This window comes from Microbacterium sp. C-MGS6, assembly GCF_058140415.1.
Genome location: NZ_CM176934.1, coordinates 2,450,896 through 2,464,798 on the forward strand (window position 1 = coordinate 2,450,896; position 13,903 = coordinate 2,464,798).

13 protein-coding genes and 1 tRNA gene are annotated in these 13,903 nt (G+C 70.9%); 6 read left to right on the forward strand and 8 right to left on the reverse strand.

Annotated features, from left to right (window positions below; genetic code table 11):
• Positions 1–28: 28 nt before the first annotated feature.
• On the reverse strand, positions 29–1,486 hold the full coding sequence (locus tag AC3B5L_RS12050; RefSeq protein WP_268776822.1) for an ABC transporter permease: 1,458 nt from the start codon (positions 1,484–1,486) through the stop codon (positions 29–31).
• Between the two features lie 164 nt (positions 1,487–1,650).
• Here AC3B5L_RS12050 and AC3B5L_RS12055 point away from each other — a divergent pair, with 164 nt between their 5' ends.
• Positions 1,651–2,379: a response regulator transcription factor gene (locus AC3B5L_RS12055; protein WP_136051691.1), complete on the forward strand. Its 729-nt coding sequence runs from the start codon at positions 1,651–1,653 to the stop codon at positions 2,377–2,379.
• Positions 2,380–2,405: 26 nt separating this feature from the next.
• Positions 2,406–3,893 carry a sensor histidine kinase gene (locus AC3B5L_RS12060; protein ID WP_259954597.1) on the forward strand — a complete coding sequence of 496 codons (1,488 nt, stop codon included), beginning with the start codon at positions 2,406–2,408 and terminating at the stop codon, positions 3,891–3,893.
• Positions 3,894–4,398: 505 nt separating this feature from the next.
• On the opposite strand, the gene AC3B5L_RS12065 is transcribed toward AC3B5L_RS12060, so the two are convergent.
• The 6 genes from AC3B5L_RS12065 to AC3B5L_RS12090 form a co-directional block, all read right to left on the reverse strand.
• A complete protein-coding gene (locus tag AC3B5L_RS12065; RefSeq protein ID WP_259954596.1) occupies positions 4,399–5,973 on the reverse strand; it encodes an FAD-dependent oxidoreductase in 1,575 nt (524 codons plus the stop codon).
• The gene (locus AC3B5L_RS12070; protein WP_187661961.1) at positions 5,970–6,863 is read right to left on the reverse strand and encodes an FAD:protein FMN transferase; all 894 of its coding nucleotides are present in this window, start codon (positions 6,861–6,863) and stop codon (positions 5,970–5,972) included. Before AC3B5L_RS12070 ends, AC3B5L_RS12065 begins: the two co-directional genes overlap by 4 nt.
• Before the next feature lie 15 nt (positions 6,864–6,878).
• Positions 6,879–7,355: an FMN-binding protein gene (locus tag AC3B5L_RS12075; protein WP_259954594.1), complete on the reverse strand. Its 477-nt coding sequence runs from the start codon at positions 7,353–7,355 to the stop codon at positions 6,879–6,881.
• Between the two features lie 92 nt (positions 7,356–7,447).
• Positions 7,448–8,482 carry a ribose-phosphate diphosphokinase gene (locus tag AC3B5L_RS12080; RefSeq protein WP_187661963.1) on the reverse strand — a complete coding sequence of 345 codons (1,035 nt, stop codon included), beginning with the start codon at positions 8,480–8,482 and terminating at the stop codon, positions 7,448–7,450.
• A 7-nt stretch (positions 8,483–8,489) separates the two neighbouring features.
• Entirely contained in the window at positions 8,490–9,920 is a 1,431-nt protein-coding gene (glmU, locus tag AC3B5L_RS12085; RefSeq protein WP_259954593.1) for a bifunctional UDP-N-acetylglucosamine diphosphorylase/glucosamine-1-phosphate N-acetyltransferase GlmU, read from the reverse strand.
• Position 9,921: 1 nt separating this feature from the next.
• Positions 9,922–9,993: transfer RNA gene (locus AC3B5L_RS12090), tRNA-Gln, on the reverse strand.
• A 123-nt stretch (positions 9,994–10,116) separates the two neighbouring features.
• Between AC3B5L_RS12090 and AC3B5L_RS12095 the strand changes: the two genes are divergently transcribed.
• A complete protein-coding gene (locus tag AC3B5L_RS12095) occupies positions 10,117–10,626 on the forward strand; it encodes a GNAT family N-acetyltransferase (RefSeq protein ID WP_259954592.1) in 510 nt (169 codons plus the stop codon).
• Positions 10,623–11,117 carry a MarR family winged helix-turn-helix transcriptional regulator gene (locus AC3B5L_RS12100; RefSeq protein ID WP_025105633.1) on the forward strand — a complete coding sequence of 165 codons (495 nt, stop codon included), beginning with the start codon at positions 10,623–10,625 and terminating at the stop codon, positions 11,115–11,117. The genes AC3B5L_RS12095 and AC3B5L_RS12100 overlap by 4 nt, the downstream gene beginning before the upstream one ends.
• Positions 11,118–11,349: 232 nt before the next feature.
• On the opposite strand, the gene AC3B5L_RS12105 is transcribed toward AC3B5L_RS12100, so the two are convergent.
• Positions 11,350–11,820, reverse strand: a complete 471-nt coding sequence (locus tag AC3B5L_RS12105) for an RrF2 family transcriptional regulator (protein WP_187661966.1) — start codon at positions 11,818–11,820, stop codon at positions 11,350–11,352.
• A gap of 63 nt (positions 11,821–11,883) precedes the next feature.
• On the opposite strand from AC3B5L_RS12105, the gene AC3B5L_RS12110 reads away from it, so the two are divergent.
• Both AC3B5L_RS12110 and AC3B5L_RS12115 read left to right on the forward strand, forming a co-directional pair.
• On the forward strand, positions 11,884–12,633 hold the full coding sequence (locus AC3B5L_RS12110; protein ID WP_259954591.1) for an SDR family oxidoreductase: 750 nt from the start codon (positions 11,884–11,886) through the stop codon (positions 12,631–12,633).
• A 344-nt stretch (positions 12,634–12,977) separates the two neighbouring features.
• Positions 12,978–13,901, forward strand: a complete 924-nt coding sequence (locus tag AC3B5L_RS12115; RefSeq protein ID WP_490095804.1) for a pseudouridine synthase — start codon at positions 12,978–12,980, stop codon at positions 13,899–13,901.
• The last annotated feature ends 2 nt before the right edge of the window (positions 13,902–13,903 follow it).

Genomic DNA, 13,903 nt, shown 5'->3' on the forward strand with positions numbered 1-13,903 from the left:
TTCTCTCCTGTGTGGTTCGCGACGCCGCTCATGCGACGGACCGCAGGGCCTCTGCCGGGCTCAGTCGCGCCGCCCGCCAGCCTCCGAAGGCGCCGGCGACGAGCCCGCCCAGCACCGCGAGGCCCACCGCGGCGACGAGCACCCAGGGGGTCAGCGGTGCCTGCAGCACGATGTCGGTGGCGGTCTCCACGCTCGGGGCCATGCCGCCGGGGCCACCGAAGCCGCCTCCTCCCTCCGGGCCTCCGCCGACGGCCGCGGAGCCGGCGGCTACGGTCGGCTGCGCGACGGTGATGATCAGGATCCCGGCGAGGCCGAGCACGAGACCTGCCGCTCCTCCGAGGAGTCCCTGCACCATCGACTCCCCGGCGACCTGACGCACGACGCGGCCGTTCGACCACCCCATCGCCTTCAGGGTGCCGAACTCGCGGGTGCGACGGCCGACGCCGGAGAGGGTGAGGAGCACCGAGAGCAGCACGGCGACGGCGAGGGCGATGATCGACAGCCAGGTGCCGAGATTCGTGACGAGCGCCGTCGCGTTCGAGAGCGAGCCGGACACGGTCGCAGCGAGCTCGGACTGCGAGGAGACGGTGGCGTCGGGAAGCTCCTCCGCCAGGGCCGTCTGCACCTCGTCGAGGGACGCCGCCGAATCCGCCTGCACGTACACCGTGGAGATCACGTCCTCCACGCCGGCCAGCTCCTGCGCGGTGTCGAGCGGGAGGTAGACGTCCGCCGCGGTGTCTGCGGCATCCGACGCCGAGGTGAGGAGGCCGACGACCTCGACGTCGGAGCCCGCGATGTCCAGGGTGTCGCCGACGGCGATGTCCTCGCTCGCGGCGTACGTGCTGTCCACCAGAGCGACGAGCGCTCCGCTGTCGTCGGCGTCCAGCCCACGCCCCTCGCCGATCTCGGCGGAGGCCAGCGGGCCGACCTCCGTCGCGGACGGGTCGATGCCGAGGACGGTGAACGAGTCGATGCCGAACGCACCGCCCCCGCCACCCTGCGGAGGCGCCTGGCCCTCCATGGGCGCCTCGCCGCCCTCAGCGCCGTCCTGCCCGCCGAAGCCGCCGCTCGGCAGCTCACCGGAGAAGGTCGAGTTCGTCAGGCTCAGCGCACCGGTCGCGGCGGCGACGCCGTCGGTACCGGCCACCGTGTCCAGCACCGCGGCATCGAGCGTCGTCCGGCCGAAGTCCGTGCGCAGGGTCGACTGCTCCAGGGTCGTGGTCTCGCCGTCGCTCTCCCCCGCGTCCTCGTCGAACTCGAACCGCGGTCCCGTCCCGTCGCCCGGTTCCGCGGCGGCGCCGGTGACGGTGAGATCCGTCCCCACTCCGTAGACCGCTGCCAGCGACTGGGTCTGGGCGTCGCGCACACCGGTCGTCAGGGCGTTCACCACGATCACCAGTCCGATCGCGATCGCGAGACCGATGGCCACGATCGCCGTCTGCTTCTTGCGGCCCGCGAGTTCGCGCCGCAGATATCGTCCGTACATGTCTCTCCTCCCGCCGCGACGATCGCGGCGCGGAACCGACGCTAGGGACGACCGTTATGCGGATCCGAGGGACGGATGATGAGGGTTCTATGAGGCGGACATCTCCCAGAGAACCCATAGCCCGTTCCATAGAAATCACATAGGAAGTTCCGCAGAATAGAGGCATGACCAGCGACCTGCCCGAACTGCGCCGCCCCGACGGCTCCCCTCTGCGCATCCTCGCCGTGGACGACGAGCAGATGCTCACCGATCTGCTCGCCATGGCCCTGCGCATGGAGGGCTGGGAGGTGCGCACCGCGTCCTCCGGCCTCGAGGCGCTCCAGGTCGCGAAGGAGTTCGAGCCGGACGCCCTCGTGCTCGACATCATGATGCCCGACCTCGACGGGATGGCCGTGCTCAAGCGGCTCCGCGAAGCGGGCAACCTCGTCCCCGTCCTCTTCCTGACGGCGAAGGACGCCGTGGGCGACCGCGTCGCCGGGCTCACCGCCGGGGGCGACGACTATGTGACCAAGCCGTTCAGCCTGGAGGAGGTGATCGCCCGGCTCCGCGCGATCATCCGGCGCACCGGACACGCCAGCGCCGACGACGGGCAGTCGATCCTCCGGGTCGCCGATCTCACGCTCAACGAGGACAGCCACGAGGTCGTCCGGGACGGCGTGGAGATCGAGCTGACCGCGACCGAGTTCGAGCTGCTGCGGTACCTCATGCGCAACGAGCGCCGGGTGCTGTCCAAGGCGCAGATCCTGGACCGCGTCTGGAGCTACGACTTCGGCGGCAAGTCCTCGGTCGTGGAGCTATACATCTCCTACCTCCGGAAGAAGATCGACGCCGGCCGCACGCCCCTCCTGCACACCGTGCGCGGCGTCGGCTACATGATCAAGGCCCCGCAGTGAGCGGAGCGACGGTGGCGCGACGGCCCATGAGCCTGCAGACGCGGCTGATGACCGCGGTGATCGGGTTCGTGTCGCTGATCCTCGTCATCGTCGCCGTCATCACCAGCGCCACCCTCGGCAGCACGCTGGAGGACCAGCTCGACAACAAGGTGAAGAGCTACGCCGCGACGATCAGGGATCGGATCGTGGAGGGGATCGCGCCGTCCGAGGCTACCGTCGACAACATCCTGTATCGCCTGGACCCCATGCCCGGGCTGCTGCTGTCGCTCGGCAGCCCCATCGCGGGACCGAGCGGCGTCGCCTTCGAGGACAGCCGCGGGGCGCTGAACAGCGCGCCGCAGCCGCTCACCCCCGATCAGCTGCAGCAGCTCTACGGCACGGTCGCGCTCGGCACCCCTGCCACGGTCTCCTTCGACGGCCTCGGCTCGTATCGGGTCGTCGCGACCACCGCGAGCAACGGCGTCGTCGTCGTCACGGGCCTCCCCCGCGACGATGTCCAGAATCAGCTCACGCAGCTCCTCACCGTGATCCTGCTCGCCACGGCGGGCGGCCTGATCCTCCTCGCCCTCACCACGGCGGTCACGATCCGCGTGGGGCTGCGGCCGCTGCGCGCGGTCGCGGCGACCGCGACGAGGGTCGCCAATCAGCAGCTCGACCGTGGCGAGGTCAGCATCACCGAGCGCGTGCCGGCGAGCGAGGCCGATCCGCGGACGGAGACCGGGCTCGTCGGCGCCGCGCTCAACAAGCTGCTCGACCACGTGGACACGTCCCTCTCGGCGCGACAGAAGAACGAGGAGCAGATGCGCCGGTTCGTCGCCGACGCGAGCCATGAGCTGCGTACGCCTCTGGCCTCGATCCGCGGCTACTCGGAGCTCTCGCTGCGGGCACTGCGTCAGGCGCCGGAGGCGACGAAGGAAGACGCGGTCATCGAGGGCACGACCTCCTCCTTGGAGCGCATCCAGGCGCAGTCGCTGCGGATGACGCGACTCGTGGAGGACCTCCTGCTCCTCGCCCGCCTCGACGAGGGCCGTGAGCTCGTGTACGGCACGGTCGACCTCGCCCAGCTCGCCCTCGAGGGCCTCTCGGATGCGCGGCCGACGGCGGCCGACCATCACTGGAACATCGAGGTGCCGGACGAGCCGGTGACCGTCGTCGGTGATGCAGGGCGCCTGCATCAGGTCGTCGCGAACCTGCTCGCCAACGCCCGGACGCACACCCCCGCGGGGACCACGGTGACGTTGAGCGTGGCTCGGGAGGGCGACGAGGCCGTGCTGCGCGTGCACGACGACGGCCCGGGGATCGATCCCGCCCTCCGCGACGAGCTCTTCGCCCGGTTCGCCCGCGGGGACAGCTCCCGCGCCCGGCAGACCGGCGGCACCGGACTCGGTCTCGCGATCGTCAAGGCCATCGTGGAGGGTCATCACGGCCGCATCTCGGTCGACAGCCAGCCCGGCGACACGACCTTCACCGTCCGTATCCCGATGACTCCCCCCGGCGAGACCCCGCCCGACTGACCCGGGGTTCCGACTTCTGTCGCCCCCACCTGCACGACCCGACCCCGTCCGCACGACCGATCCGTCCATCCCCTCGTGCAGGCGCCCCCCGGTCGTGCAGGTGTTGTCCGCGGTCGAGACGAGCCGTGCACACCTGCACGACCCGACCCCGTCCGCACGACCGATCCGTCCATCCCCTCGTGCAGGCGCCCCCCGGTCGTGCAGGCGTCGTCCGCGGTCGAGACGAGCCGTGCTCGCCCGCACGAACCGACCCCGTCGGCACGACCGATCCGTCCATCCCGTCGTGCGCCCGTCCCCCGGTCGTGCACCCGTCCCCGGTCGTGCAGGCGTCCCCCGGTCGCGCACCGGTCCGCCGACGGGTCGTGACGGAGTTCTGTCGTGGCCGGGCCGCCTGCACGATCCGGGGCGGGATGCACGACGAGACCGGGGATTCCGTCGTGCGGGTGTCACGGGGTCGTGCAGGCGTCGCAAATCCCCGGCAAAAGGGAAGGGAAGACGATCCGGGTCAGTAGCCGGCGAAGGCGTCCGTGGTGAGGGAACGGGCCTTCTGCAGCGCGGGCGCGAGGTCGGCGATGAGCCGCGGCGGGCCGGAGATGAACGCGTGCCGCGCCGAGAGGTCGTCCACCGCGCTCTCCAGGGTCTCCGCGTCCAGGCGTGCCCCCTGCCCCCACGTCCAGTGCGGAGGAATGTCGGCCGGCTCGTCGCGGGTGAACACGACCGTGCGCACACCTGTCGCGGCCAGCTCGTCCCGGAAGGCGAGCTCCTCCGCCGAGGACGCCACATAGACGAGAACGATGTCACGCCGCTGCCCTGTCGCCTGGAGCTGCCGAAGCTGCGAGACGAACGGTGTCACACCGATGCCGGCCGCCACCATGAGCACCGGTTGCTCACCGCGCGGGAGGATGAAATCGCCCCAGGTGCCCGTCACCGCGAAGGTCGCGCCGGGCTCGGCCGCCGCGAGAGCGCGCTTGTAGCTCGACGGATGCTGCTGGTCGCCGTTCTTGTAGGCGATGCGGAGTGTCGGGAGGTCGGCGGGGGCGGACACGATGCTGAACTCGCGGCGCGTCCCCCGCGCGTCAGGGCGCCGATGCGGGACATCGAGCTCGAGGTACTGCCCGGGCAGGAACCGCACGCGGCCCTTCGCCCGGAACGTGAGCTCCTGCGCGGTCGGCGTCACGAAGTCGCGGCGCTCGAGGATGAGGCGCACCGAACCGCGGAGGGCGAACGCGAAGGCCACGAGGTTGCCGATGAGCAGGGCGCGCTCCTGCCCGAGCGTGAAGAGGCCCCCCACCGAGATCGGCCACCCCGCGAGGAGCCCGACCACGACGGCGACGACGAGCTGCTGACGACGCCGCGGCGGCAGCGTCAACGGCTCCGACAGCATGAACGCGCCGAGGAAGAGGAACGGCGACTGGAGCACTGCGAACGACAGTGCCGTCGTGAGATCGAAGGAGACGTCGAACTGCCCGGCCTGCACCGCCTGCCGCACGATCGACGTGGCCACGGCGACGACGAGGAACAGGAGGACGACGCCGACCTTCTCCGTGCGCCACAGCACGGCCAGCCCGAGGAGGACGACAGGGATCACGAGAACCGGTGTGCCGACCCACCACGACGACGAGGTGCCGAGCCAGCTGAACGCGCCGAACGCTCCGAGGATCGACACCACCGCGGCGCCGAACGCGGCCGGATTGAAGATGTGTCGTCCCCGCCAGGCGATGAGGTACTTGGACGCGCTCGCCACCGCGCCGGCGATCGCGAGGCCGAGCAGGGCCGGCGGCTCGATACCAGGACGCAGCACGAACAAGAGGATGAGGGCGGTGACGAGGGACGACTCGACGCGCCACGGAAGGCGAAGCAGGCGCTGGGCGACCGCGTCCACGGCGGCGATCGCCACCGCCAGCACCGCGAAGGAGGCCAGCAGCTCGACCGGGGTCGGAGAGACGATCACCCCGAGCAGGGAGAGCACGAGGGCGATGAGCGCGAGTGCCGTCAGCGCGAACAGCACGAGGCGGTACATCGACAGCGCGCCGAGGACGGCGAGGACGCGCTGGCGGGCGGCGGCGAAGGCAGTGGTCATGGTGTCCTGTCTCCCACGGTTCCGGCGGCTCGCGCACGAGCTGCGGTGAAGAGCTCGGCCTGGCAGCCCGGCGAGCGCTGCACACGGCCGTCGGTGGTCATGCGCACCCATTCGACGCCCCAGCGGGTGGCCAGCTCCGGGCCGCCGTCGAAGAACAGCGCGGTGGCCACGGCATCTGCCCTCATCGCCTCCGGGGCCAGTGCCCACGTCGCCGCCCAGGTGCGGACGGGCTGTCCTGTCCGCGCATCGAGCACGTGGTGGAGGCCCTCGCCCCAGGCCCTTCGGTTGACGGCCGATGCGCACAACGCTCCGTCAGCGACCTCGACGACGCCGATCGCCTTCCGCGCATCGAACGGGTGCTCGAGCGCGATGCGCACGCCGGCACCCCGCACGCGGATGTCCCCACCGGCATCCACGACAACATCACCGGGGATGTCGGCCAGCACCGCCATCACGCGGTCGACGAGACGTCCCTTGCCGAGGGCGCCCACGTCGAGGAGGGCGGGATCGTGCGCCTCGACCGTGTCCGCCGACCAGGTCAGCAGGGATGTCCAGGACGCGGGAGCGGGGCGGGGCTCCCCGGCCCGCAGCGAATACGCGGCGTCATAGCCCAGGGCCTCCAGGCTGTCGGCGACCAGGGGGTTCACGGCACCGGCCGTAGCGGCATCGAGATCGCGATAGGCGTCGAGCATCGGCCCCGCGTCCGGCGAGGACAGCGAGCCGCCCGACCGTCCGAGCCGGGCCACATCGGAGTCGTCGCGGAACCGGGACCAGGCGCGATCGAACCGCTCGATCTCCACTGTCACGGCCGCGCGGACGTCATCCGTGAGCGGGGCGCCGGTCTCGATCTCCCACCCGGTGCCGATCGCCTCGAATCGCCACTCCCCCATGAGGACGCCTCGCGCCTAGGCGGCGGCCTGCTCCTTGATGGAGGCCACGGCGTCGTTGAAGCCGCCGCTCGTGAGCGACGACCCGGCGACGCGGCTGACGTTCAGCTCGTCGATCGGCTTCCCCACGACCTCGTCGGCGATCCCGTCGATGAACTCGCCCTGGTACCGCTCGGTCTCCGGGGCCTTCGGGTCGCCCGACACCTCGACCTCCGTCACGACGCCGTCGGCGAGCGTGAGCGTGACGGTGATCTCCTCCACCGTCTCCGGGGTCTGGTACGAGCCGTCGGCGGTGTACGTGCCGTCGGTGTAGGTGCCGGAGGCGTCACCCCCGCTCGACGAGGACGAGGAGCTCGACCCCGCGGTCTCGTCGGTGCCGGTCGAGGTGTCTGCGGCGTCGCCGGTCGACGAGCATCCGGCGAGGACGAACAGCCCCGCGATCCCGAGAAGGGCGGAGCCCGTGCGGACAGAGGTCGGAACGGTCGTGCGGATCATGGGGTCCTCCGTGGTCGTCGTCGGTCGACTCTTCCGTCGATGACTCGACCGTAAGCACCGGGGCTATGCACGGGCTGTGCCGTCCCGATGCGTTACGCGTCCCCGCCGAACATGCTTGTGACGGAGCCGTCCTCGAAGACCTCGTGGATCGCGCGGGCCAGCAGCGGCGCGATCGGCAGCACGGTCAGCGTCTCCCAGCGGCGCGATTCCGAGAGCGGGATGGTGTCCGTGACGACGACCTCGTCGATGGCCGCGTCCTGCAGCCGCTCGGACGCCGGGTCGCTGAAGATCGCGTGGGTCGCGGCGACGATCACGCGGTGCGCGCCGTTCGCCTTGAGCGCCTGCGCCGCCTTGACGATCGTGCCGCCGGTGTCGATCATGTCGTCGACGAGGAGGCAGGTGCGCCCCTCGACGGTGCCGACGATCTCGTGCACCGAGACCTGGTTGGCGACCTTCGGGTCGCGGCGCTTGTGGATGATCGCGAGCGGCGCCCCGAGGCTGTCCGACCAGGTGTCGGCCACGCGGACGCGTCCCATGTCCGGGGACACCACCGTGAGGATCTCGCGGTCCTCCGGGGTGAGTGTGCGCTCGAAGTGGTCGAGGAGCACCGGCTTGGCGAAGAGGTGGTCGACGGGGCCGTCGAAGAAGCCCTGGATCTGGGCGGCGTGCAGGTCGACGCTCATGACGCGGTCGGCGCCGGCCGTCTTGAGCAGATCGGCGACGAGGCGGGCGCTGATGGGCTCGCGGCCGCGGCCCTTCTTGTCCTGACGCGAATACGGATAGTAGGGGGCGACGACGGTGATCCGCTTGGCCGAGGCGCGCTTGGCGGCGTCGATCATGATGAGCGTCTCCATGAGCCACTCGTTGACCGGCTCGCCGAACGTCTGCACGAGGAAGAGGTCGCAGCCGCGGATCGAGACCTCGAAGCGGGCGTAGATCTCGCCGGAGGCGAAGGTGCGGTGCTCGACCGGAGCGATCTCGGTGCCGAGCGAGGCGGCGACGGCCGCGGTCAGCTCGGGATGCGATCGACCACCCGCGATGACCAGACGCTTCTTCGTCTTGGCGACGAGGCCGGGGGCCACGCCGTTGTCGCGATCCAGGTCGACCGTCTTCTTCTTCCGGGCCATGCTCCGCCTATTCCGCCGAATTCTCCCGGGCCGCGGCATCCGCCGCGCCCGTCCCTGCTCTGTTCTTCTCGACCCACCCCTCGATGTTGCGCTGGGGGGCCACGCTCATGGCCAGAGCACCGGCCGGGACGTCCTTGCGGACGACGGCGCCGGCGCCGGTCTTCGCACCAGGACCAAGCCTAACGGGCGCGACCAGCACCGTGTGCGAGCCCGTGTGCACCTCGTCGCCGATCTCCGTGCGGTGCTTGTTGACGTCGTCGTAGTTGGCGGTGATGGTGCTCGCCCCGAGGTTCACCCCGCGGCCGATGGTCGCATCACCGACGTACGACAGGTGCGGGACCTTGCTGCCCTCGCCGATCTCGGCGTTCTTCGTCTCGACGTAGGCGCCGATCTTGCCCTTCGGGCCGAGCACGGTACCGGCGCGGAGGTACGAGAACGGGCCGACGGTCGCCTCGGCACCGATCACGGCCAGGGTCGCGTCGGTGCGGCGGACGACCGCGTCCTCCCCCACCTCGCAGTCGACGAGCGTGGTGTCCGGGCCGATCGTCGCTCCCGCGGCGATCGTCGTCGCGCGCAGGATCTGCGTGTTCGGGAGCACGGTGACGTCCGGGGCGAGCGTGGCGTCGTCGTCGATCCAGGTCGTGGCCGGGTCGACGATCGTGACGCCCTCGAGCTGCCAGCGGCGCACGATGCGGGCGTTCAGGCGCCGGCCGACCTCGGCGAGCTGGGCGCGGTCGTTGACCCCGAACGTGACCTCGACGTCCGAGACGATCGAGGCGGCGACCCGGTCGCCGTCCCGGCGCACGAGGCCGGGCACATCCGTGAGGTACATCTCGCCCTGCGCGTTGTCGACACCGAGGCGGGGCAGGTAGCTGCGCAGCGTGGCGGCACGGAAGACGTACATTCCTGCGTTGATCTCGCTGACGGCGGCCTCCTCCTCCGTCGCGTCCTTCTGCTCGACGATGCGGTCGACCGTGCCGTCGGCGTCTCGGATGACCCGCCCGTAGCCGGTGGGGTCGTCGACGAGGGCGGTCATGAGGGTCGCGGGCGCTCCGGAGGCGCGGTGCTCGTCGAGGAACGTCGACAGCGTCTCGGCATCGGCCAGCGGGCAGTCGCCGGAGAGCACGAGCACGTCGCCGTCGAAGTCGGCGGGAAGGGCATCCACCGCCACCTGGACCGCGCGCCCCGTGCCGGGAACCTCGTCCTGATCGACGAAGACCGCATCCGGGTAGTCCTCATGCAGCGCGGAGACGACCTGATCGCGCTCGTGCCGCACGACCACCTCGATGTGCGCCGGGTGCAGGCGGGTCGCGGTCGTCAGCACGTGTCCGACGAGCGGACGCCCGCCGATCCGGTGCAGCACCTTCGGCAGGCGCGACTTCATGCGCGTGCCTTGGCCTGCGGCGAGGACGACGACGGCGAGGTTGTTCTCAGTCATGCTCCGCCGCCAGGACTCGAACCTAGACCTCACAGCTCCAAAGGCTGTCGTGCTGCCATTACACCACGGCGGACCGCGGCACCCCCGGGGCACCGCCCGATAAGTCTGCCACGTCCCGGTGTCCGTTCCTGTGTGTGCGACCCGCGTCGCACCGGCCCGTCATCCGCCCGAAACACCGCTCTGCGATGCTGGGGCGATGACCATCGTGATCGAGCGCGTCACCGTCGCCACCCCCGAGATCGCGGCCTTCATCGCCGCTCACCATGCGGAGATGGACGGCACCGCTCCGCCGGAGAGCCAGCATGCACTCCCGCTCGACCGGCTCCTCACTCCGCGCGTCCGGTTTTTCACGGGGATCGTCGACGGACGGATCGCCGCGACCGGTGCGCTGGCCGTGGTGGCCGACGGACACGAGGAGCTGAAGTCGATGCGCACCGACCCGGCGTTCCGCGGGCGCGGGTTCGGGCGCACGATGCTCGGCCACCTCCTCGACGACGCGGCCGCGCGAGGCATCGGTCGCCTCTCGCTGGAGACCGGCAAGGACCCCTTCTTCGCTCCGGCCCTGGCCATGTACACCGCCGCCGGATTCCGGGAGGGTCCGCCGTTCGGCTCGTACCTCCCCGACCCGCACAGCGCGTTCCTCACGATGCTGCTCCCCGCGTCATCCGCGGCCACGACTCCGCCGCACGCGATAATGAACGGATGAGCGAGGCGGATGAGGTCGATCGGATCGTCGGTGCGTGGAACACACAGCGCCCCGACCTCGACTTCTCCCCGCTCGAGGTGCTGTCCCGCATGGATCGCCTCTCGCGGCACCTCGACCGTGCACGCCGCGAGGTGTTCCGTCGGAGCGACCTGGAGCCGTGGGAGTGGGATGTGCTGTCCGCGCTGCGCCGGGCGGGTTCCCCGTTCCAGCTCTCGCCCAAGCAGCTGCTGCAGCAGACTCTCGTGTCGAGCGGCACCATGACCAACCGCATCGACCGTCTCGTCGGCCGTCGCTTCGTGCGCCGCGAGGCCGACCCGGCGGATGGCCGCAGCGTGCTCGTGACCCTGACTGACGACGGCCGGGTCCGCGTGGACGCCGCGATCACCCGGCTCGTGGACGCCGAGGCCGACCTGCTGCGCGCCCTCTCCCGCGCCGACCGTGACCGGCTGGCCGCCCTGCTGCGGAAACTGAGCCTCAGCTTCGACACCTGACCCGATCCTGGAGTGGTTCGGTTCGGTTCGGTCCGGTTCGGCCGACCCGTCCGGTCTGTTCCGCCTGCACGATCCGTGCACGGCTGCCCGGGAGAAGTGGTCACCTGGTCGTGCATCCGGACCCAGGTCGTGCAGGCGTCGCAGGACCGATCCGACACGGGTCGTGCATCCGGACCCGGATCGTGCAGACGTCGCAGGACACGACCCGGCACGGATCGTGCGAACGGGTAGGTCAGGGACCGAGGAGGAGGCGCCGGTTCTTGGCCGGGACGGTGTCCGGGAGCGTGGCGACGACCTCGGCGATCGACACTGCCTTCAGCGAAGCCCGCCAGGCGTCGTGGGCGCGGCGCATCACGACGGCGAGTCCGCACGGCGCGGTGCAGTCCTCCGGGCGGGCGGCGCCCCTCCCCTGCTGACGGAGTTCGCGGCAGATGTAGGGGTCGGCGGCGCCGTCCACCGCGGAGACGAGATCGAGGATGCTGATGCTCTCGGGCTCCCTGGCCAGACGGAAACCACCGCGGGGTCCCGTGCTGCCTGTGAGGATTCCGGCGCGGACGAGCTTGGCGAGCTGCTTCGACAGATACGGCCCCGGCACCCCGAAATGCTCGGCGAGCTGCGCTCCGGACACCGTCGACCCCGCGGGGAGCTGAGCGATCACCGCGACGGTGTGCAGCACCCACTCGGAGGTCTCGGGGAGTTTCACTTGCCCATCGTATCGGGACCGCCCTATTGTGGACACACAATATCCATGATTGAAGGAGCGGGCATGCGCATCGCGGTCGCAGGAGGAACGGGACGGATCGGGCGACTGGTCGTCGAAGAGGCCCGGCGTCGGAGGCACGATCCGCTGTCACTCAGCCGCAGCGAGGGCGTCGATCTGACCACGGGCGAAGGCCTCGCCGCTTTGCTACGCGGGGTGGATGCGGTCGTCGATGCGACGAATCCCCCGGTATCCGACGTCGCCGAGGCCGAGCGGGTGTTCACCACGCTCAGCCGCACGCTGCTCACCGCCGAGGACGAAGCCGGGGTCGGCCACCACGTGGCCCTCTCGATCGCGGCGCTCGATCGCGTGCGCGGCAATCCGCATTATGCGGGTAAGCGCGCCCAGGAGCGTGAGGTCACGCGCGGCGCGGTGCCGTTCACCATCGTGCGGGCGACGCAGTTCCACGACTTCCCCGCGATGATCGCCGAGTGGAGCATCGAGGACGGCGAAGGCATCGTGCCCCCTCTGCTGCTGCAGCCCATCGCGCCCGCAGACGTGGCCGTCGCGCTCGTGGATGCGGCGGAGTCGCCGGCCCTCGGCGGCTCGTTCGACATCGCCGGACCCCGCACGGAGGACGCCGTCGACATGGCGCGCCGCACCCTCGCCGCGTGGGGGCGTGAGCTTCCGCTGCGCGCCGCGTGGAAGGGTGCCGCGCTCGGCGTCGAGTTCGCGGGTGAGGTGCTGCTTCCCGGCGACGACGCGCGGACGGCGCCGACGACCTTCGACGACTGGCTGTCCACCGAAACCCGCTGACACCCCGACCGGTTCCGGGGCTCCGTCTCCGGTCCCCTCGCTCCGGATGCACGACCAGGGTCCGATCGTGGGACGAAAACCCCGGAACGGTCGTGCAGGCGCGACCGGATCGTGCAACCGAGGCGGACAGCGACCCTGTCTCCGGTCGGGTCCCCACCACTCCGGATGCACGACCGAGGTCCGGACGTGGGACGAAAACCCCGGAACGGTCGTGCAGGCGCAACGGGATCGTGCAACCGAGGCGGGATGAGTGGCGGCCGCGGCCCACGGACTCTGCCCGGCCGGTCGCCTAGGCTGGAAGCACCCGGTCGCGGCCCCGCGACCCCTGCTCCGAAGGCCGAGACATGGGCATGCCCTCCCCGCTTCCCGTGCGCGACGGGGTCGGCGCGACCCGGCTGCACGCGCCGATGACGGGTGCATGGCCCACCGTCGCCGCCTACATGGTCGAGCGGTTCTTCCACCTGGATCCGGAGCGGCTGCTCGTGCGCTTCGACCGCGGGGAGATCGTCGCGCGCGACGGCCGGCCGCTCTCCCGGGACACGCCTCTCGGCGCCGAGGAGTTCGTCTGGTACTACCGGGAGCCTCCGACCGAGAAGGAGATCCCGTTCGCCGAGGAGATCCTGCACCAGGACGAGCACCTGGTGGTCGTGGACAAGCCGCACTTCCTCCCCACCACGCCGGGCGGCAAGTACCTGCAGAACTCCGCCCTCGTCCGGCTGCGCAACCGTCTCGGCAACCCGGAGCTCACGCCCATCCACCGCCTGGACCGGGCCACGGCGGGCCTGCTGATGTTCTCCGCCCGCCCTGCCACCCGCGGCGCCTACCAACTGCTCTTCGAGGACCGCCGCGTGGAGAAGGTCTACGAGGCCGTCTCCGCGCGCCCGGCGGACTGGGATCCGTCGCGATTCCCGCTCGTCTACCGCAACCGCATCGAGAAGCTCCGCGGTCAGGTGTGCGTGCAGGTGGATGAGGACGGCGAGCCGAACTCCGAGACGCTCATCGAGGTCATCGCCACCGACGACCGCGTCGTGCACACGCTTCTCCGTCCGCACAGCGGGAAGATGCACCAGCTCCGCGTGCACCTCGCCGCGCTCGGCCTCGGCATCCTCCACGACGGCTTCTACCCCGTGCTGCAGCCGGAGCGTCCGGACGACTTCACCCGCCCGCTCCAGCTCCTCGCACGCGAGCTCCGGTTCACCGATCCGCTGAGCGGGCAGGAGCGCACGTTCACCACGCGCCGGAGCCTGCAGGAGGCCCCGGCACGCTGATC

What these genes read in the sequence shown, in the direction of transcription:
- AC3B5L_RS12095 (WP_259954592.1), top strand. Translation starts at nt 10,117, where the DNA reads ATGACCATCGTGATCGAGCGCGTCACCGTCGCCACCCCCGAGATCGCG.
- AC3B5L_RS12050 (WP_268776822.1), bottom strand. Translation starts at nt 1,486, where the DNA reads ATGTACGGACGATATCTGCGGCGCGAACTCGCGGGCCGCAAGAAGCAG.
- AC3B5L_RS12115 (WP_490095804.1), top strand. Translation starts at nt 12,978, where the DNA reads ATGGGCATGCCCTCCCCGCTTCCCGTGCGCGACGGGGTCGGCGCGACC.
- AC3B5L_RS12075 (WP_259954594.1), bottom strand. Translation starts at nt 7,355, where the DNA reads ATGATCCGCACGACCGTTCCGACCTCTGTCCGCACGGGCTCCGCCCTT.
- AC3B5L_RS12065 (WP_259954596.1), bottom strand. Translation starts at nt 5,973, where the DNA reads ATGACCACTGCCTTCGCCGCCGCCCGCCAGCGCGTCCTCGCCGTCCTC.
- AC3B5L_RS12100 (WP_025105633.1), top strand. Translation starts at nt 10,623, where the DNA reads ATGAGCGAGGCGGATGAGGTCGATCGGATCGTCGGTGCGTGGAACACA.
- AC3B5L_RS12080 (WP_187661963.1), bottom strand. Translation starts at nt 8,482, where the DNA reads ATGGCCCGGAAGAAGAAGACGGTCGACCTGGATCGCGACAACGGCGTG.
- AC3B5L_RS12060 (WP_259954597.1), top strand. Translation starts at nt 2,406, where the DNA reads ATGAGCCTGCAGACGCGGCTGATGACCGCGGTGATCGGGTTCGTGTCG.
- glmU (WP_259954593.1), bottom strand. Translation starts at nt 9,920, where the DNA reads ATGACTGAGAACAACCTCGCCGTCGTCGTCCTCGCCGCAGGCCAAGGC.
- AC3B5L_RS12055 (WP_136051691.1), top strand. Translation starts at nt 1,651, where the DNA reads ATGACCAGCGACCTGCCCGAACTGCGCCGCCCCGACGGCTCCCCTCTG.
- AC3B5L_RS12110 (WP_259954591.1), top strand. Translation starts at nt 11,884, where the DNA reads ATGCGCATCGCGGTCGCAGGAGGAACGGGACGGATCGGGCGACTGGTC.
- AC3B5L_RS12070 (WP_187661961.1), bottom strand. Translation starts at nt 6,863, where the DNA reads ATGGGGGAGTGGCGATTCGAGGCGATCGGCACCGGGTGGGAGATCGAG.